Origin of the sequence: Niameybacter sp. (assembly GCF_036655075.1) — a bacterium.
In the GTDB taxonomy this organism is placed as follows: domain Bacteria; phylum Bacillota; class Clostridia; order Lachnospirales; family Cellulosilyticaceae; genus Holtiella.
The window spans coordinates 1-18,877 of the sequence record NZ_JAVVQU010000013.1 but is presented as its reverse complement, the minus strand read 5'-3'; the positions used below and the strand labels follow the sequence as shown (position 1 = coordinate 18,877).

Below are 18,877 nucleotides of genomic sequence, written 5' to 3'. Positions count from 1 at the left end.
CACCTCAATATAAATAAGTAGTAAGAACTTATTTGTAAAGGGGTGGATTTTTTTATGGAGGAAAAACTGGCTAAAAAGCATACTTTAACTCTGTTAGACCAAGCCAGGCTGAATATGACGGGTGTAACAGATGTATTTGCATTTGATGAGAAAGTTATAGAGCTTGAAACATCACAAGGGTATTTGGATATAGAAGGTGACGACTTACATATTGTTAAGATGAATTTAGATAGTGGAGAACTTATTGTAGAAGGTCATGTATCAGCATTAATTTATCAAGAACAAAATAGTTCTAGCAAAAAAGGTTCATTGCTAGCTAAGTTGTTCAAGTAGTAGGTAGATGCATATGAATCAAGTAGTAAATACACAGAGTGGTTTGTTTTTAACCTGTATCATTATAGGTATTATTATGGGAATGCTTTATGACCTTGTAAGAATCTTTAGAAAGATTATTCCTCATTCTGACTGGAGCGTACAAGTAGAAGACACCGCATATTGGATCTGTTGTGCCTTAATAGGGTTTGCCATTTTGTACATGCATAACTATGGTCAAATTAGATTCTTTGTCTTTATAGGTATTATTCTAGGTGGCATATTCTACTTTTGTACTTTCAGTATTGTTTTTATGAAATTTGCCACCTGGATGATAGAGTTTATTAAACATATAATAAGAACCTTAATACATATTTTGAGTATCCCTATTCTTTGGATTATTAATATTGTTAAAATTCCTCTTAGAATGTTTAGGGGGCTTATGAGACAAATGAATAAACGCCGTAAATTGAAGATGAAAAAAGTACAGCGCCAAATTTATTTTAAAAAGGCTGATATTAAGAGTGGAGTAAAATATAAGCATACAAAATGATTTACAACACCTGCTAAAAATATTAAGATAGAATGAAAGAATAAAGTAGGTGGGATACACATGAAGAATAAGAAAATAATATGGCGTATAACATTTGTGACTTGCGTAAGCTTATTACTTTATTTAGGCGTACGAACAGTAGAACTTAATAAAGTAATAGGCAAATTGGATGGACAACTTATTGAAGCAAATAAAAAGCTCGAACAAGAAAAAAATGTATTAGATGCACTCAATCAAGAAAAGGAGAATATGAATTCTTTAGAGTATATTGAGCGTATTGCTAGAGATAAACTGGGTATGGTAAAAAAAGATGATATTGTTTTTAAGGAAAAGTAAAAAAGACTGTTATAGGTCAATTGGACTATAACGGTCTTTTTGCTGTTTTAATCATAGAAGTAGGGGTTAGAGGTTTATATTTTTCTCATAATGTTGTATTATAATAGATTGAGATACAACGAAGTAAAAACGAGATTTGAAAGGAGTGTATAAAGTGAAACAAAAAACAACAGATTTAGGTAAAGATAATGTTGGAGGACTACTCTTTAAACTTGCATTGCCTGCGATTATTGCACAACTTGTCAATGTACTCTATAACATTGTAGATAGAATGTATATTGGTAGACTTCCAGATAGTAATGCTATGGCAGGGGTAGGGATAGCATTCCCAGTTATTATTATTGTATCTGCATTTAGCGCCCTTGTAGGTATGGGGGGAGCACCACTTGTAGCTATTAAGCTAGGTGAAAAAAATAAAGATGGTGCAGAACAAATTATGACCACAAGCTTTTCTATGCTGATTATAGTAGGTGCTTTATTGATGGCTGTATTACTTATGTTTCAAGAGCCTATTTTATGGGCATTTGGAGCGAGTGAAGCGACTATTGGTTATGCAACACAGTATTTAACTATTTACTTAATAGGAACAATTGCAGTACAGCTAGCGCTTGGTATGAACTCTTTTATTAACACACAAGGTTTCGCGAAAATTGGTATGTGTACGGTTCTGCTAGGAGCTGTTATCAATATTGTTTTAGACCCTATTTTCATCTTTGGATTTGGAATGGGTGTACAGGGAGCTGCATTAGCCACTATTTTAGCACAATGTGTGTCAGCTTTATGGGTCATCTACTTCTTTTTTGGGAAAGAAAAACAATTTAAAAATACCTTATTAAATGAATTAGTAGGAAAAAAAAGTACAATTAAGATAAGAAAAGAATACTTAGTACCTAATATGTCTGTAGGACTTAAAATTATGTCTTTAGGTATTTCACCTTTTATTATGCAATCTACAGAAAGCTTAGTGCTTATTAGCTTAAATAATCAGTTACTTACATATGGAAATCTATTAGGTGATGGTGTAGGTAACTTGGCTATTGGTTCTATGACTATTATGGGAAGTATTATGCAAATTGTAAGTCTTCCAATGTTTGGGTTAACACAAGGTGCTCAACCTATTATTAGTTATAACTATGGTGCAAAGCAGTTTGATAGGGTAAAGAAAACCTTCAAGTTAACGCTTGCAAGCTGTTTAGCTTTTACAGGATTGATGTGGCTTCTTATTATGTTTGTGCCAGAGATTCTAGTAAAACTTTTCAACAGCACACCAGAGGTTATGGATATGACTACTTGGAGTATGAGAATCTTCTTTGCTGGACTATTTATGATGGGTGCACAGACAGCTTGCCAACAAACGTTCTTAGCATTGGGGCAAGCTAAAATTTCATTGTTCTTAGCACTCCTTAGAAAAATTATTTTATTAATCCCTCTTGTATTTATATTACCACTCTTGATGGAAAATCAATTAGCAGGTGTATTTATGGCAGAGCCAGTAGCAGATATTCTAGCGGGCTTAACAACCCTTATTTGTTTTGGGATTTTCTATAAGAAAACGTTTAAAAACCTAGAATAAAAGTAAAACAGACCTACATACTCTCTCGTAGAAGTGTGTAGGTCTGTTTTATAAAGTAAAAACTGTAAAAATCTAAAAAAAGTTGAGAAACTACTTGCATTATGACAAGTAATAGGATATACTATAGAAGTACTTGAGGACAAGCCTCAAAACAATAGAATATGGCGGAATAGCTCAGTTGGCTAGAGCACATGGTTCATACCCATGGTGTCGGCGGTTCAAATCCGTCTTCCGCTACTTTGGTCGCTTAGCTCAGCTGGGAGAGCACCTGCCTTACAAGCAGGGGGTCATAGGTTCGAGCCCTATAGCGACCATTTTATTTTTAAAAGGTCAGGTTATGATTTCATAACCTGACCTTTTTCGTGTGCAATGAAGAAGAATTAAATAGGGAGGTAACGCTTTAATGTTGTTAAGGCGTACTTGAACATGAGGCATAGCATAGAGCAGATTAAGGATAGCGGATAACTTATCTAGAGGTAAGTGGCCACCAGTGGGTTGGTAGTAAACGCTGTAGTGACCAGGTTCTTTTTCACTGAAAAGGCGGAGGTGAGTAAATGTAGATGTCCAGTGGTGAGTAGATTGTATAGAAATAGGTGGAAAAAGTTCTAGTTCAGGATTTTGCTTTAGTGTATTGGAATAATGGGTATAAGCAGTCATAAAACCTTCTTCGCCTAATTGATCAATCATATAACGAACACGAGCCTTTGAATGATTTTCATAGTTACCTTCTGTTTGAAAGAGTTGGAGTAAGGCCTCTATAGCATAGATTACATGAGACGCGGGTATGAGGTGAGGATAGAGTAGTCCGCATTTTGGATTCTTGCCTAATCCACCGCCTAGGGGACTAAGTTAAAGGGCTCCTCGGGACATAAGCCAGATAGAGGGGACATAGCTACATTTCTTGGATAGTTACCACCTGAACCACGGGTGTAAAGCCCATGGTCTAACCCTTCTCTTATAATGCGTGAGACACTTTCAATAGGTAAATGGTGTAGCTGTATTCATTGTTATTTTGCCTCAATTATTCCATTGATTTTTTTTAGTGTTACCATCTGGAATAGTAGGTATACTCGTTCAAAAGAATAAGTAAAGCTGATTTGGACAATAAAAAAGGAACAGACCTAAGCGCTGTTCCTTTTGATTGTTGTTATTATTTCATTTCTACTGTGTATTTTGCTTTAAGTTCAGCTTGTTTTGCAGTATAGATGTCATTGTGTTTTGCTGACATTAAGAATTGTTTTACTTGATCTTTAGTTGCTTCAAATTCAGGTTCAGCACCGCTGTTGATTGAAACAAGCTTGATGATGTGGTAACCGAATTGAGTTTGAACGGGTGCACTTACTTCATCTACTTCCATGCTAAAAACAGCATTTTCGAATTCAGGAACCATTTGACCTCTACCAAACTCGCCAAGATCTCCGCCACGTTCGCTAGAAGGACAGCTTGAGTATTGTTTAGCAGCATCTTCAAAAGTAAGACCAGCATTGATTTCAGCTAAGATTTCTTCAGCTTTTTCTTTAGAATCTACTAAAATGTGTTGTGCACGAGCAGTTGCTGCAGCGCGGAAAGTATCTTTGTGGTTGTTGAAGTATTCTAAAGCTTCTTCATCTGAAACAGATACTGTACCTAATAATTTGCTAAGCGCATATTGTTTTAAAAGGTTGCTGTACATATTTTCAGCTGCAGTGATAAATTCTTCATCTTTATTTAAACCATTTTCCATAGCATCTGAGTAAAAGAGCTCTTGAGTAACAAGTTCTTCAATAAGTTTTTGACGCCCATCTTCTGATGCAAATCTTGCTGCGTTTTGTCCTAAACTGTGTACAAGACTCACAAGATGACTTTCATTAATTTCACGACCATCAACAATAGCAATAACTTTGTTTTCCATAATAATCTCCTTTAAATAAGTAGTATGTTTGTATTGTACCATAAAACAAAGGAGGTCATAAAGTATATTTCACTTGTATAAGATATTAAGGGGGTGGAAAAATGAAAGAAGAAGTAGAACAAGTTAAAGAGACCATTACAAAGTATATGGAAATACACTATAAAATGTTAGGCAATCAACAGTATAATCCATATCTATATAAAGATTATTTTGCTTATAACTTAAAGGGGAATTACAGTTTTATTCAAGAAGAAGTAGCTTTAAAAAATGAAATAGCGTGTTATGCGCAAGTAGGCAGCCATTTGATGTTTGATGACCCAGAAGTGGATGTTAAATGGAGGATGATCCATAATATAGGTAAGCAATGTCAGGTGCATGTAGGTGTAGATTTGAAAATAAAATACAAAGGAATAGATACACTTACTATAATGAAAAACTTGGAGCACTTTTTTGTGCTAGTAAAAGAAGGTAGTGTATGGCGAATAGAAGAAGATCGGTATCTTAGTGAATTTAAAGCACCAATAAATAGTGAAAAAGATAAGGTAAAAGGCGTTAAGCGTAAAACTAAGAGGAGAAAGAGATGGATTTTAGCTAGTAGAGAAGAAAAGGTGCAACCTAAAGGTCAATATATGAGGGAGAAAGCTGTTGCCTATGCAAAGAAATATGCATTAACACCTAATACACAGGAATGGAAAAACTATGAGGAATATGGCGGAGATTGTACGAATTTTATTTCACAGTGCTTATTCGCAGGTGAAATACCTTTTGACCATCAAGGTAAGTATGTAAGTGAAAAGTGGTATTGGTACTCAGATTATTATCGGACACCTAGTTTTACAAGTGCGAGCGCACTTAAAGATTATATGATAAGCAATACAGGGTTTGGATTAGTAGCGAAGCTTGGCACACTTGAAAGTTTGCAAATAGGAGATATTGTACAACTCGGTGATTTGGAAAAGACTACGCATAGTATGATTGTTATACAAATTATTAAAGATGAAAATGATAGTAGTCTGACAAAAGAGGTATTGGTAGCCCAACATTCGGTAGAGGGTGGGATAAGAGGTTACAACATTCCTCTTAGCTCAAAACCTAAAACAAGATTATACTATAATATTTTAGGATATAACTCCTAAATGTGTTAGATGGTTAGCTGAATTTGTCTAAAACTTTTTTGTACTCTATACTAGTTATTTACAAATATTTCAAATATGCTCTTCTATAATGGACATTGTGTAGGGGGGAGATAAATGAGTAGTGTAAATACAAAGGAAAAGAATGTAGCTGCTTTAAAGGTGAAAATACCAGAAATTTTATTGGTTTTAATGTCTTTTGCTTTTGCCCGCGTCGGATTTTATGAATGTTTTTATACAGTAGGCATTGCCTATATAGGAAGTTTGTATGAAAAACAAGAAATACGAAAATGGACAGTACCCTTTGCAATAGTAGGGATTTTTTCGTTGATGCAATTTAACGTAGGAACACTTAAGTATGTGTTGATGATTGTCTTAATAAGTCTTGGGCGTAAATGGTTAGAGTTTAATGGCAAGGAGTGTACGTTGAAAAACCAACTTATAAGTACTACAGTGAGTATTTTAGCTGTAGATTTGTTGAGTGCATTCATACAAGGCATAAACCCATATACTTTTGCGATTTGTATTGTAGAAGCATTGGTGGGAGGCGCTTTAATGTATATTTTTGCTTGTGGAACCGATGTGGTCTTGCAATATAGGCAGACCCCGTTGACTGGTAAAGAAAGCATTAGCATTATTCTGATGTTTGCATTAGCAGTGGCGGGAACGGTTGACTTTTATATGACAGTTCCTTTGTGTAAGGAGATTTATTTTAGAGATATACTTACCTATATTGTACTCATAGGCGTGACTTATTTGGGCGGTATTAATATAGGGGTTACTATGGGGATTGTAATAAGTAGTTTGCTTGTAGTAATTGGATATGTTTCACCTAATTTTGTAGGTATCTATGCATTAAGTGGATTAGTAGGTGGAATTTTTTTGCCAACGGGTAGATGGGGTGTCATACTAGGTGGATTGATTGGACAACTAGTAGGCTTTTCCATGTTTAATGGCGGAAACATGGAGTGGAGTTTAATAGGCGCTTATGTTATTAGTGGATTGATTAGTTTTATTATTCCTAAGTCTTACTTTGGTATTTCAGGATGGTTCTTAGAAAAGAGCAAAGAGTATGACGAGCAATTACATTTACAGCGTATACAACGTATTATGACTAATAGGCTTAAACATATTATAAGAGGATTCGAACAATTGGGTAATAGTTTTCAAAAGATACATACTAAAAAGATGGAGTTTGCACCTAAGGACATTAAAAATATTATAGAAGATACTGGTGAGAAACTTTGTATAGATTGTTCTATGAAACATTTTTGTTGGGTACAAGATTTGAAGACGACCTATATGCATGCGTATGAAATGATAGATGCTTTTAAAGAAAAAGGGTTTATTACAGAAGCAAGTATTCCACCACTTTTTAAGGAACATTGCCCTAATGCAGCTAATTTTGCTTATGTTATGAGTTTTAAGATGGACATGCTTAGGCAAAACATGATGTGGCAAAATAAATTTATAGAAAATAGAGCACTCCTAGCCGAGCAACTTAAAGCGGTTTCAACCACATTAGATGGTTTGGTACAAGAAATAGAAAAAGAAATCTACTTTAATAAAGAAGAAGAGAGTCTTTTAAAGGAAGCCCTACTTGCGAAAGGTATTCAACTAAGAGATGTGATGGTGCTTGAGAATAAAGGGAAAATACATTCTATAGAAATTTATACAAGTGAACAGGATATACAGTATGCAGATGTTATGGCAGAAATAATAGATGAACTATTAGGCTATAAAGTGTCTCTAGAAAGCATGGTAAGTGGCAAAGAAACTTATGAGTATAAATGGAAAATAAAAAATACATATAGGGTAACGGCTGGCTATGCAATCTGCGCAAAAGAAGAAATAAGTGGAGATGTCTATACCTTTATGGAAGTGGGAGATGACCAATACTTACTTGCTTTAGCAGACGGTATGGGAAGTGGAAGAGTCGCTTATGATGAAAGTGCTGCAACAATAGAAATGCTAGAAGATTTCATGGAGTCAGGTTTTAGAAGAGATTTGGCGGTGAGAATGATTAATTCAGCACTTATTTTGAATGATGACGATGAAGTCTTTTCTACTATTGATATTACACTTGTTGATAGAAAGACAGGTGTTGCAGAGTTTCTCAAGGCAGGTGCTGCAACAAGTTTTATTTTGCATAATGGTGAAGTTGTACCTATTAGAATGAACAGTCTGCCGATAGGAATTGTTAAAGAGGTGGATTTAGAGGTCAAGCAAGTGCAGCTACATGAAGGGGATATGATCATTATGATTAGTGATGGTATGTTAGAAGCGTCAGGCGATATAGTGGGCAATGAAAAAACATTTAAACACTTTATTTTGGAATGTAAGGGACAAGCACCTCAATATATGGCAGATTATCTAATGAGTAAAAGCAAATCCTTATTAGGTGTTAAATCAGGAGATGATATGACGATTGTAGTGGCACGCGTTTGGAAAGAACACTAAAATGTGAGTGAATATGAATATTTCCCTAGTATTATGGCATACTTTAAACACAAGTGTTTAGTAGGAGGGAATATGAGTAGAAAAATTGTATAAAATGGATAGATAGCTTTTTCTTTGGAAGTATAGAGCTACTCATTTTGGTGAGCACTATAGGAATTGTATTGAAATTTTAAGGTGTATGCTAAATATGCCTTTTTTTATTGTATTTTGATTTCACATATGGTGTAATACACATAAAAAGTAAAATCAAAGGCGAAATCAAAAGAGGAAGAAATATGGTTAATAAAATAGAAGAAAAGGTTAAACGCTACATTGAAGAAAAAAAGCTCTTGAGTCCAGGTGATACAGTGGTTGTTGGTGTATCCGGTGGTGCAGACTCTATGATGCTTTTGTACTTTTTAAATCGTTATAAAGCGTATTATCATATTAACTTAAAGGTAGCACATATACATCATGGAATAAGGCAAGAAGCAGATGAAGATAGAGACTATGTTGAAAGGATAGCGAGAGCGTGGGACATACCTTGTTATATTCATCATTGTGATGTAAAAGTGTTAGCAAAAGAAAAGAAAATGAGTGAGGAAGAAGTTGGAAGGTTAGAAAGATACAATTTCTTTATATCTTTAACAAATCAAAATGATAAAATTGCTACAGCACACAATACTAATGATCAAGCAGAAACGCTTATTATGCGGTTTCTAAGAGGTACGGACATTAAAGGGCTTGGTGGTATTATGCCTAAGAGAAGCAATATCATTCGACCCATTTTATGCTTAACAAGACAAGAAATTGAGCAATACTGCAAAATAAATAGCATAGAGTATAAAAATGACTATACTAATTATGAGACGATTTATACGCGTAACAAAGTAAGACTAGAATGTATCCCGTACATTCAACACAAGATTAATCCTAATATTGTGGAAAATTTATTTGAACATAGTCAGATTTATCAAGAGCAGGAAGAATTTTTAGCGAGTTATGTAGAGAGCATTTTTAATCAAATAATCCAACTAGGCATCCAACAAGTAGAGGTAGACATTCAACGCCTTTTAAAAGAAAAAATTTACATTCAAAAGAGAATTCTTTTTAAGTGTGTATCTATTTTAATGGGGCATAGTAAAGATATAAGTTTAAAACATGTTGAGCAATTGATTGCTTTACTGCATATGCAAAATGGAAAAAAAATAACTTTGCCTAATCAATTAGTAGCATATAAGAATTATGAAAAGGCTATTATTGCTTATCAAATTAAGGGAGGAATTTCTAATTATGAGTATCCCCTACAAATGGGTATAAATAAGATAGAGGATTTAGATAGTATCATTCATCTAGAACTTGTAGGGCGGAAAACATTTGAACAAACCCAACAAAATATGTATACTAAATATATTGATTATGATAAAATAAAAGACAGACTATGCTTGCGTACAAGGCAAGTAAACGACTACATCGTTTTAAAAAATGGGTCTAAAAAACTGAAGAAATTTTACATTGATGAAAAAATTCCACAGTATCTAAGAGACTCGTATCCTATTATAGCGGATAGACAAGAGGTCGTATGGGTTATAGATTCTAGACTAAATACTCAGTATTTTGTCACGGATCTGACTAAAAATATACTAGAAATCAAAGTTATTAAATAGCAAAAGCTCAGGAGGGATTATGTTGAAATTAGAAACGCTCATAGCAGAACAGGATCTTCAAAGAAGAATAGAGGAATTAGGAGCGCAAATATCAAAAGATTATGAAGGGAAAGAAATCATAATGCTTTGTGTGCTTAAAGGCGGCGTTATGTTTATGACTGACCTTGCAAAGCGTGTTACTGTACCGATGAAGATGGAATTCATGGCAGTATCTAGTTATGGGGATGAGTATAAAAGCTCAGGCATTGTAAAGATTATCAAGGATTTAGATGAGCCAATTGATGGCAAAGATGTATTAATTGTAGAAGATATTATTGATTCAGGTCGTACACTTAGTTATTTGAAAAATGTCTTAGAGGGTAGAAACCCAAGTAGTATTAAAATCTGTACTTTATTAGATAAACCTGATCAACGTGTAGTAGATGTAGAGGTAGACTATGTTGGGTTTACCATACCAGATAGCTTTGTTATAGGTTACGGTCTTGATTATCATCAACTTTATAGAAACCTTCCTTACATTGCAATCAACAAAGGAGAATAAGCGCCGGGTTTAACCCAGGAAGGAGGAGTGAAAAATGAAAGGTAAAATGAAAGGTGGTATGCTATACCTTATTGTTGTAGGCATACTTCTCGTTGCGATATTATTTGGAGCAAACCAAAATTTTGCGCCTAAAGAGCAATTATCACTAGGTCAATTAATGACTAACTTATCAACTGGTAATGTAGATAAATTAGATATTAGACTATCAGGTGATGATATAGCTTATGTAAGCTTCACACTTAAAGGTTCAGAAGAGGAGTCCACTCTTCCAGTAGTCCAAAGTGAATTTGCGCAGTACTTAAGAACATTGCCAACTGAAGTTATTAGTAATATGAAAATTGATAGCTATGTACAACAACAAAGTATGTTCTGGCCAATCTTCCAAATTGTGATTACAGTTGGTATGTTTATCTTCATTATGGTATTCTTTATGCAACAAATGCAAGGTGGCGGTGGCGGCGGTGGCCGTGGCGTGATGTCATTTGGTAAGAGCAAAGCAAAGATGACTGTAGATGATAAAGGGTCCACTACATTTAAAGATGTTGCTGGATTAGATGAAGAAAAAGAAGAGGTTTCTGAACTTGTTGACTTCCTTAAAAATCCTAGAAAGTATACTGAAATTGGTGCTAAAATACCAAAAGGTATATTACTTGTAGGACCTCCAGGAACAGGTAAAACACTTCTTGCTAAAGCAGTAGCCGGTGAAGCACAAGTACCATTCTTTAGCATTTCAGGTTCTGACTTCGTAGAAATGTTTGTTGGGGTTGGAGCATCACGTGTACGTGACTTATTTGAGCAAGCTAAAAAGAATGCACCAGCTATTGTATTCATCGATGAAATTGATGCAGTAGGTAGAAAACGTGGCGCAGGTCTTGGTGGCGGACATGATGAAAGAGAACAAACATTAAACCAATTACTTGTTGAGATGGATGGATTTGGTGTGAATGAAGGGGTTATTATTATTGCTGCAACTAACCGTGCAGACATTCTTGACCCAGCACTTCTTCGTCCAGGTCGTTTTGATAGACAAGTGGTAGTGGGTAGACCAGACGTTAAAGGACGTGAAGCAATTCTTAAAGTTCACGCGAAAGGTAAACCACTCAATGAGGATATTGATCTTAAAGTTGTAGCACGTACAACACCAGGGTTTACGGGTGCGGATCTTGCTAACTTAATGAATGAAGCAGCATTACTTACAGCACGTCATAATAAACGTGCTATCGATATGGAAGAAGTACAAAAGGCATTTATCAAAATTGCAGTTGGTACAGAAAAGAAAAGTCATGTTGTTACAGAAAAAGAAAAACGCATTACTGCATTCCATGAGGTTGGGCATGCACTGATCCATGAGTTATTAGAAGATATTGATCCAGTACACAGTGTATCTATTATTCCAACTGGTTTTGCAGGTGGCTATACAATGCCACTTCCTAGAGAAGATAGACTCTATAGAACAAAAGCTTCTATGTTAGATGAAATCGTATCTCTATTAGGAGGTCGTGCAGCAGAGGCTATTACTTTTGGTGATATTACAACAGGTGCATCTAACGATATTGAGCGTGCTACACAAATTGCACGTGATATGGTAACGAAATACGGTATGAGTGAGCTTGGTCCAATTAAATTTGGAGATGAGCAAGAAGAAGTGTTCTTAGGACGTGACTTCTCACATCAACGTAACTATAGTGAAGATGTAGCAACAGCTATTGACCACCATATTCGTACAATCGTAGAAGATGCTTATGAAAAAGCTAAACAATTGCTTACTGAGCATATTGATATCTTAAATAGAGCTGCTGAAATTCTTATGATTAAAGAAAAAATCACAGGTCATGAATTTAGAAAAATTATGCGTGGTGAAGAAATCAACATGGAAAAAGCTGATGAACAAAGTATCTTTAACTTTGAAGAAGCAGAAAAAGAGACAAAAGCTTTCTTTGATGAAGAAACTAAGCTAGATGAAGCAAGTTATACAGAGATAGAAGAGTCAGATCAGGAAGAGATTTAATAAAAAGCTTAGGACTTAGTCCTAAGCTTTTTTTATAAACAAAACTTATGTTATAATAGAGCTTAGAAAAAATGTGTGGGAGACAAAAGATGGAGATTAAGAGAATCAAAGCATGCGATACAGTATGGCTAGGAAAAGAAATAGCTTACTATGAAGAGACAGATTCTACGAATACAAGATTAAAAGTATGGGCAAAAGAAGGGGCAAAAGAGGGTAGTGTAGTCATTGCAGACCAACAGACAAAAGGTAAGGGAAGACAGGGAAAAGTGTGGGAATCGCCTAAAGAAGATGGAATATGGATGAGCATTCTTGTTAAGCCAGCCATTTCAATGGATAAAATACCTCAGATTACACTTTTGGCGGGTCTGGCTATATGCGAAGTGCTTAGGGATGTAACAGGACTTGACACTATGATTAAGTGGCCAAATGACCTTGTTGTAAATGGCAAGAAAGTATGTGGTATTTTATGTGAGCTTGTAAAAGTGGGAGATGAAACAGCCGTTATTATAGGCGTAGGGATTAATGTTAATAGTAAAAAATTTCCTGATGACTTACCTTATGCAACTTCATTATATTTAGAAGGTAAAGAAACTTACGTGAGAGAAACTATTATCAAGTGTTTACTTGAACATTTAGAAGGTTATTATATACTGTATAAGGAAGTCTTATCTTTAGAACCTATTCTTAAGACCTATAAGACAAGATGTATGAATATGAATCAAGAGGTGCAAATACTAGGCAGTACCTACAGTTTTACAGGTGTTGTTAAAGATATTGATGTAGAAGGTAGACTGGTAGTTGAAAACTCAGATGGAGTATATGAATACATTTTAGCTGGAGAGGTTTCAGTAAGAGGCCTGTATGGCTATATATAAAAAGGAGCTTGAAAATGGAAAAACAAATTATACTTAGTGTATCACCTTATAATCATAAATATTATTTTGAACCAAACTTTAATGACATTCCAAGTGAAATCAAAGAAGAATTAACAGAAGCTATTGCAGCCATTGCAGAGAAGGTGAATGCCATTATCTCTGTAGGATTTAACGAAGAAGGTCAAATCTTTATTGAACAAACAGCAGATGCAGACATATTTATAGACGAAATAGGTGCAGCATTAGAAATCAAAAAGTTACAACAAGAAAAAGCAGAATTACTCAAGTCTCTACAACTATGGTATATGATTTACCGCAGCGAAAAGGGACAAATCGTAAAAGAGATTGTTCTTCTCCAAACTCAAGGTAAATCAGGTGAAGAATTACTAGAAATAATTGAGAAAAAATATGGTTTAGAAGGAAAAGTCTTTGCACAAGCGTTATTAGACTAGGAGGAAATCTATGCTTTTAGTGATGGATGTGGGGAATACTAATATTGTACTTGGTATCATGGAAGGTGATAAGTTGCTTACAAGCTTTAGGCTTACAACGCAAGTACCTAGAACATCAGATGAATATGGTGTAACCATTACAGGGATGTTGCAACAAAAGGGTATTCAAGTGAAAGATGTCAAAGATGTAATTCTTGCATCTGTTGTGCCAGATATCATGTACTCTTTAACCAATAGTATTAAACGTTATTTCAATTTAAAACCGATGATTGTAGGGCCAGGCCTTAAAACAGGGTTGGCTATTCGAACAGATAATCCAAGAGAAATGGGTGCAGATAGAATTGCAAACTGTGTTGCTGCCTATGAAAAAATAGGTGGACCATGTATTGCCATTGATTTTGGTACAGCTACCACTTATGATGTGGTTAATGATAAAGGAGAGCTGATAGCTGCTATTACATCTCCGGGAATACGCATTTGTGCAGATGCTATGTGGCATAGGGCGGCACAACTTCCTCATATAGAAATCAAAAAAACAAAAAATATATTGGACGCAAAAAATACGATTACCAGTATGCAAACAGGGCTTGTATATGGATATATTGGACAAGTAGAATATATTGTGAAGCAAGTGAAAAAAGAATTACAAGCACCTGATATGAAGGTTATTGCAACGGGTGGCTATGCAAAGATTATTCAAGATGGTACAGATGCTATTGACTATTATGATGGCTTATTGACATTAAAAGGACTTAATATAATTTACAAAAAGAATAGATAGGATGATTTAATTGAAATTTAAAAATGTAGTAACACCAAATGATGTGTTTCTAGCACCGATGGCAGGCATTACAGATTTACCGTTTAGGCTCATTTGTAAAGAGTTTGGTGCAGGAATGGTTTATACAGAAATGGTAAGTGCAAAAGGTTTGTTCTATGATAGTGAGAGGTCAAAACTCCTTCTAAGTGTAGAGGAGCAAGAACATCCAGTAGGTGCACAACTCTTTGGAAGTGATCCAAAGATATTAAGTGATATGGCTAAGATAGTCTGCGAAAGTGATGTGGACTTCATAGATATTAATATGGGGTGTCCAGCACCTAAAATTACTAAAAATGGAGAAGGCTCTGCCCTACTCAAAAATCCAGAACTCGTTGGTGAGATTGTCTATGCAGTAGCACATGCTATTGATAAGCCACTCACTATTAAGATTAGAAAAGGGTTCGATGATGACTCTATTAATGCTATAGAAGTAGCCAAGATTATTGAACAAGCAGGTGCGAGTCTGTTGACTATTCATGGGCGCACAAGAGAGCAATTTTATAGTGGAGAAGCAGATTGGGATATTATTAAAAGGGTTAAAGAATCTATTCAAATCCCTGTAGTCGGGAATGGAGATATTCGTACACCAGAAGATGCTAAGCGTATGATGGAGCAAACAGGTTGCGATGCTGTCTTGATTGGACGTGCAGCACAAGGTAACCCTTGGATATTCAAACGTATCGTGCATTACTTACAAACAGGCGAAGTGCTACCAGAGCCAACACTAGAAGAACGTATTCCAATTATTCTAAGACATGCTGAGATGTTAAGCGCACACAAAGGTGACTTTATTGGGATTAGAGAGATGAGAAGCCATCTAACAGCTTATGTAAAAGGGCTTCATGGTGCGACAGAATTTAGAAGACACTTAACAAAAGTAGAGACTTTAGATGATATAAAATATTTATTAGATGAGCTAAGTGAAGAACTAAAAAATCGTTAAAAATGGTCTAATAAATGTCCTTAGAGAATACATATGAGTAAAAGTTTCTAGGGGGACAAGAGATGCGTAAATTTGCATGTATATATTTTAATGAGAATAATATAATAGTATCTAAAGATAGGCTGTTTAAAGGATTATATCCCAAAATAACCATTGACTCCATATGGTATGGAGCAGTAGAAAGCTTTAAAGTTATAGTAGAATGTTCCTACCAACAATTCACACCCAAAAACTGGAATCACTTAGAAAACCAACTTTTAGAAAGAGATGTGGAATATGCCTATATCCAGGGAATAGATAAGGCAAGTCATCCATTTGAAGAAATTTGTACAATGGGTGGACAAGAACTTTTACCTTTAACTTCCTATTATATACTAAAATATATAGCAAAGTATAAACTCATCCCTGAAAATATGCTGAATGCTAAGATAGGTATTATTGCCGGTGACATGGGAGAGACACTTGACGTAATAAGAAGTGTAATGGATGATATAACAGACCTAACTTTGTTTGCAGAACAACCTTTAACTTATAAAGAGGTTGTGCTTGCTTTACATCAAAAGAAAAGATTAAAGGTAAGGGTGGTTAAGCCAAATGAAGCCTTATTAAATAAGATGAATATTATATTTGACTTGAAATTAAAAGGTGTATATGCAAAGTGGTGCAGTCCAAAGGCCATTTATATTGATTATAAAAATAAGGTTGAAAGACACATGGATCAACTAAGAGGTACACTCCCTAGCATATGGTATGATTTTGATATAGTATGGGAAGGTCAATTGACGGAACTTGCAATTTTACACATGATATTGAAGGTACAAGGCTTCGCAGATCGTACTTTAAAACGTGAATTTAAAAATCTAAACATAGGCATAATAGGTGTGCACACTAGGCGCATAAGTTGACATCTAGCTTAGAGTGGGTTATAATTTTAAAATTAATAGTTGAATGCGCTTTAGAAAGGGAGTATTTTAAAATGGCAGAGAAACAAATATTACTCACATATGAGGGGATTAAAGCTTTAGAAAAAGAACTTGAAAATCTCAAAACAGTTGAACGTAATAACGTAGCTATTGAATTAAAAGAAGCTAGAGCACAAGGTGATCTATCTGAAAATGCGGAATACGATGCAGCAAAAGATAGACAAGCAGAGATTGAATCTCGTATTGTTGAAATCGAAAAAATGCTCAAAAACGTTGTTGTAATTGATGCAGATGATGAAGGAACGGCTGATAAAGTTAAGCCAGGACATAAAGTGAAGTTACATGACCATACATTTAAAGAAGATGTAGAGTATCTTATTGTAGGATCTACAGAAGCAGATCCAGTGAATGGTAAAATCTCAAATGAGTCACCAGTTGGTGCAGCACTTATTAGTCGCCAAGTAGGAGACGAAATCGTTGTTGAAACAGAGTTTGGAACAGATCGTTATACAATTTTAGCTATATCAACTAACTAAAGATTAAGTTGAAGCACGGAGGAGGAAAGATTTTGTCAGAAATAGAACAAAATTCAGTAGAGCAAAATATTAATGTAAACGAACTTATTAAAGTGCGTCACGATAAATTAAAAGATTTACAAGAAAAAGGTAAAGATCCATTCCATATTACAAAGTTTGATGTAGATGCACATAGCCAAGATGTTATTGCAAACTTTGATGAAATGGAAGGCAAGGACGTAACAATCGCTGGTCGTATTATGGCTAAGAGAGATATGGGTAAAGCATCATTCATCCATATCCAAGATCAACAAGGTCGTATCCAATCTTATGTAAGAAAAGATGAACTTGGTGAAGAAGATTACGCAGAGTTTAAAAAATATGATATGGGTGATCTTGTAGGGATTACAGGTCTTGTATTTAGAACACAAAAGGGTGAGATTTCTGTGCGTGCACACAAAGTGACCCTTTTAGCGAAGAGTCTTCAAATTCTTCCAGAAAAGTATCATGGATTAAAAGATACCGAAGTGCGTTATAGACAACGTTACCTTGATCTTATTGTAAACCCAGAAGTAAAAGATGCATTTATTAAACGTTCTATGATTATCCGTGAAATCCGTAGCTTCCTTGATCAAAAAAGCTTCTTAGAAGTTGAAACACCAGTACTTCATTCTATTGCAGGTGGTGCTGCGGCTCGTCCATTCATTACACACCACAATGCCTTAGATATTGATATGTACATGCGTATTGCACTTGAACTTCACCTTAAACGTTTAATCGTAGGTGGATTTGATAGAGTTTATGAAATTGGTCGTGTATTCCGTAACGAAGGTATGTCTGTAAGACATAACCCAGAGTTTACACTTCTTGAACTTTACCAAGCATATGCTGACTACGAAGATATTATGAATCTTACAGAAGAATTAATCAGACACGTAGCAGTAGCTGTTAAAGGCACTGCTGTTGTAGAATACAATGGCGTAACAATTGACCTTGAAAAACCATTTGCACGTCTATCAATGGTAGATGCAGTTAAACAATATGCAAATGTTGATTTTAGAGCAATTAAAGATGTTGAAGAAGCACGTGCAGTTGCTAAAGAACATCACATTGCATTTGAAGAACGTCATGGCAAAGGTGAGATTCTTAACTTATTCTTCGAACATTATGTAGAAGAACATCTTATCCAACCAACGTTCATTACAGAACATCCTGTAGAAATTTCACCACTTTCAAAACGTAAACCTACAGATCCTGAGTACACAGAGCGATTTGAGTTATTCATCGTAGGCCGTGAGCATGCAAATGCATTCTCGGAACTTAATGATCCAATTGATCAAAGAGGACGTTTTATGCACCAAGAAGAACTTCGTGCAGCTGGTGATGATGAAGCAACTGAGATGGATGAAGATTTCCTTACAGCGCTTGAATATGGTATGCCTCCAACAGGTGGTTTAGGTATTGGTATTGACCGTTTAGTAATGCTTCTTACTGATTCTTATTCAATCCGTGACGTACTATTATTCCCAACAATGAAACCAATTAATGAATAAAATATAAGAAAAAGATGGGGGTGTCGCAAAACTAGGTAACTAGTTTTGTGGCACCTCTTTTTTGCATATATTTTTAGACTTATCTTTATGTATTTAAGTTTTATAGGAATTTCTAGGTTTTTTGATGCACTTTAATAAGCCTAAGCTTCTTATTATGAAATTTTAGGCTGTTTTTAATGGATGCAAATGTTTTTACCACGTCTTAAAAATCTATTGAAATCGTGATCCCTTTTCGCTTTTTATATTTTTGTAGGACACAGCCCTCTTGGAGATAAACTGTTTGGACACCTTAATCTCATCTAATGAAGCTAGTTTCAAAATGAGCTGATAGAAAAGATCTTCA

The 18,877-nt window shown here is 35.1% G+C and carries 17 protein-coding genes, 2 tRNA genes and 1 pseudogene; 18 read left to right on the top strand and 2 right to left on the bottom strand.

Annotated elements, in window-relative coordinates:
• Positions 1-54 precede the first annotated feature (54 nt).
• The 6 genes from yabP to RRY75_RS05325 all read left to right on the top strand — a co-directional run bounded on the left by yabP (position 55) and on the right by RRY75_RS05325 (position 3,088).
• Entirely contained in the window at positions 55-333 is a 279-nt protein-coding gene (gene yabP, locus RRY75_RS05350) for a sporulation protein YabP (RefSeq protein WP_332493123.1), read from the top strand.
• Positions 334-346: 13 nt separating this feature from the next.
• Positions 347-865, top strand: a complete 519-nt coding sequence (gene yabQ, locus RRY75_RS05345; protein WP_332493122.1) for a spore cortex biosynthesis protein YabQ — start codon at positions 347-349, stop codon at positions 863-865.
• Positions 866-925: 60 nt separating this feature from the next.
• A complete protein-coding gene (locus RRY75_RS05340) occupies positions 926-1,201 on the top strand; it encodes an FtsB family cell division protein (RefSeq protein ID WP_332493121.1) in 276 nt (91 codons plus the stop codon).
• A gap of 154 nt (positions 1,202-1,355) precedes the next feature.
• Positions 1,356-2,774, top strand: coding sequence for an MATE family efflux transporter (locus RRY75_RS05335; RefSeq protein ID WP_332493120.1), 1,419 nt, complete (start codon positions 1,356-1,358; stop codon positions 2,772-2,774).
• A gap of 163 nt (positions 2,775-2,937) precedes the next feature.
• Positions 2,938-3,011 (top strand) — tRNA-Met (locus RRY75_RS05330).
• A 4-nt stretch (positions 3,012-3,015) separates the two neighbouring features.
• Positions 3,016-3,088 (top strand) — tRNA-Val (locus RRY75_RS05325).
• 16 nt (positions 3,089-3,104) lie between these two features.
• Here the strand turns inward: RRY75_RS05325 and RRY75_RS05320 are convergent.
• A pseudogene (locus RRY75_RS05320) lies at positions 3,105-3,602 on the bottom strand (hypothetical protein); the annotation flags it as partial.
• Positions 3,603-3,924: 322 nt separating this feature from the next.
• Positions 3,925-4,665 carry a peptidylprolyl isomerase gene (locus tag RRY75_RS05315; protein ID WP_332493119.1) on the bottom strand — a complete coding sequence of 247 codons (741 nt, stop codon included), beginning with the start codon at positions 4,663-4,665 and terminating at the stop codon, positions 3,925-3,927.
• A gap of 101 nt (positions 4,666-4,766) precedes the next feature.
• On the opposite strand from RRY75_RS05315, the gene RRY75_RS05310 reads away from it, so the two are divergent.
• The 12 genes from RRY75_RS05310 to lysS all read left to right on the top strand — a co-directional run bounded on the left by RRY75_RS05310 (position 4,767) and on the right by lysS (position 18,534).
• Positions 4,767-5,801, top strand: coding sequence for an amidase domain-containing protein (locus tag RRY75_RS05310; RefSeq protein WP_332493118.1), 1,035 nt, complete (start codon positions 4,767-4,769; stop codon positions 5,799-5,801).
• A 114-nt stretch (positions 5,802-5,915) separates the two neighbouring features.
• Positions 5,916-8,258: a SpoIIE family protein phosphatase gene (locus RRY75_RS05305; protein ID WP_332527360.1), complete on the top strand. Its 2,343-nt coding sequence runs from the start codon at positions 5,916-5,918 to the stop codon at positions 8,256-8,258.
• Positions 8,259-8,533: 275 nt separating this feature from the next.
• On the top strand, positions 8,534-9,904 hold the full coding sequence (tilS, locus tag RRY75_RS05300) for a tRNA lysidine(34) synthetase TilS (RefSeq protein ID WP_332527361.1): 1,371 nt from the start codon (positions 8,534-8,536) through the stop codon (positions 9,902-9,904).
• Positions 9,905-9,923: 19 nt separating this feature from the next.
• Positions 9,924-10,445: a hypoxanthine phosphoribosyltransferase gene (gene hpt / locus RRY75_RS05295; protein WP_332493115.1), complete on the top strand. Its 522-nt coding sequence runs from the start codon at positions 9,924-9,926 to the stop codon at positions 10,443-10,445.
• Positions 10,446-10,479: 34 nt separating this feature from the next.
• On the top strand, positions 10,480-12,453 hold the full coding sequence (gene ftsH / locus RRY75_RS05290; protein ID WP_332493114.1) for an ATP-dependent zinc metalloprotease FtsH: 1,974 nt from the start codon (positions 10,480-10,482) through the stop codon (positions 12,451-12,453).
• A gap of 89 nt (positions 12,454-12,542) precedes the next feature.
• Positions 12,543-13,328 carry a biotin--[acetyl-CoA-carboxylase] ligase gene (locus RRY75_RS05285; RefSeq protein WP_332493113.1) on the top strand — a complete coding sequence of 262 codons (786 nt, stop codon included), beginning with the start codon at positions 12,543-12,545 and terminating at the stop codon, positions 13,326-13,328.
• Between the two features lie 14 nt (positions 13,329-13,342).
• Positions 13,343-13,780 (top strand): DUF6145 family protein, encoded by a 438-nt coding sequence (locus RRY75_RS05280; protein WP_332493112.1) that lies wholly within the window; start codon positions 13,343-13,345, stop codon positions 13,778-13,780.
• Between the two features lie 10 nt (positions 13,781-13,790).
• Entirely contained in the window at positions 13,791-14,561 is a 771-nt protein-coding gene (locus RRY75_RS05275) for a type III pantothenate kinase (RefSeq protein WP_332493111.1), read from the top strand.
• Positions 14,562-14,571: 10 nt separating this feature from the next.
• Positions 14,572-15,543 carry a tRNA dihydrouridine synthase DusB gene (gene dusB, locus RRY75_RS05270; protein WP_332493110.1) on the top strand — a complete coding sequence of 324 codons (972 nt, stop codon included), beginning with the start codon at positions 14,572-14,574 and terminating at the stop codon, positions 15,541-15,543.
• A gap of 62 nt (positions 15,544-15,605) precedes the next feature.
• A complete protein-coding gene (locus RRY75_RS05265; RefSeq protein WP_332527362.1) occupies positions 15,606-16,448 on the top strand; it encodes a hypothetical protein in 843 nt (280 codons plus the stop codon).
• Positions 16,449-16,519: 71 nt separating this feature from the next.
• Positions 16,520-17,002 (top strand): transcription elongation factor GreA, encoded by a 483-nt coding sequence (greA, locus tag RRY75_RS05260; protein ID WP_332493108.1) that lies wholly within the window; start codon positions 16,520-16,522, stop codon positions 17,000-17,002.
• A 32-nt stretch (positions 17,003-17,034) separates the two neighbouring features.
• A complete protein-coding gene (gene lysS / locus RRY75_RS05255) occupies positions 17,035-18,534 on the top strand; it encodes a lysine--tRNA ligase (protein ID WP_334309722.1) in 1,500 nt (499 codons plus the stop codon).
• Positions 18,535-18,877 lie beyond the last annotated feature (343 nt).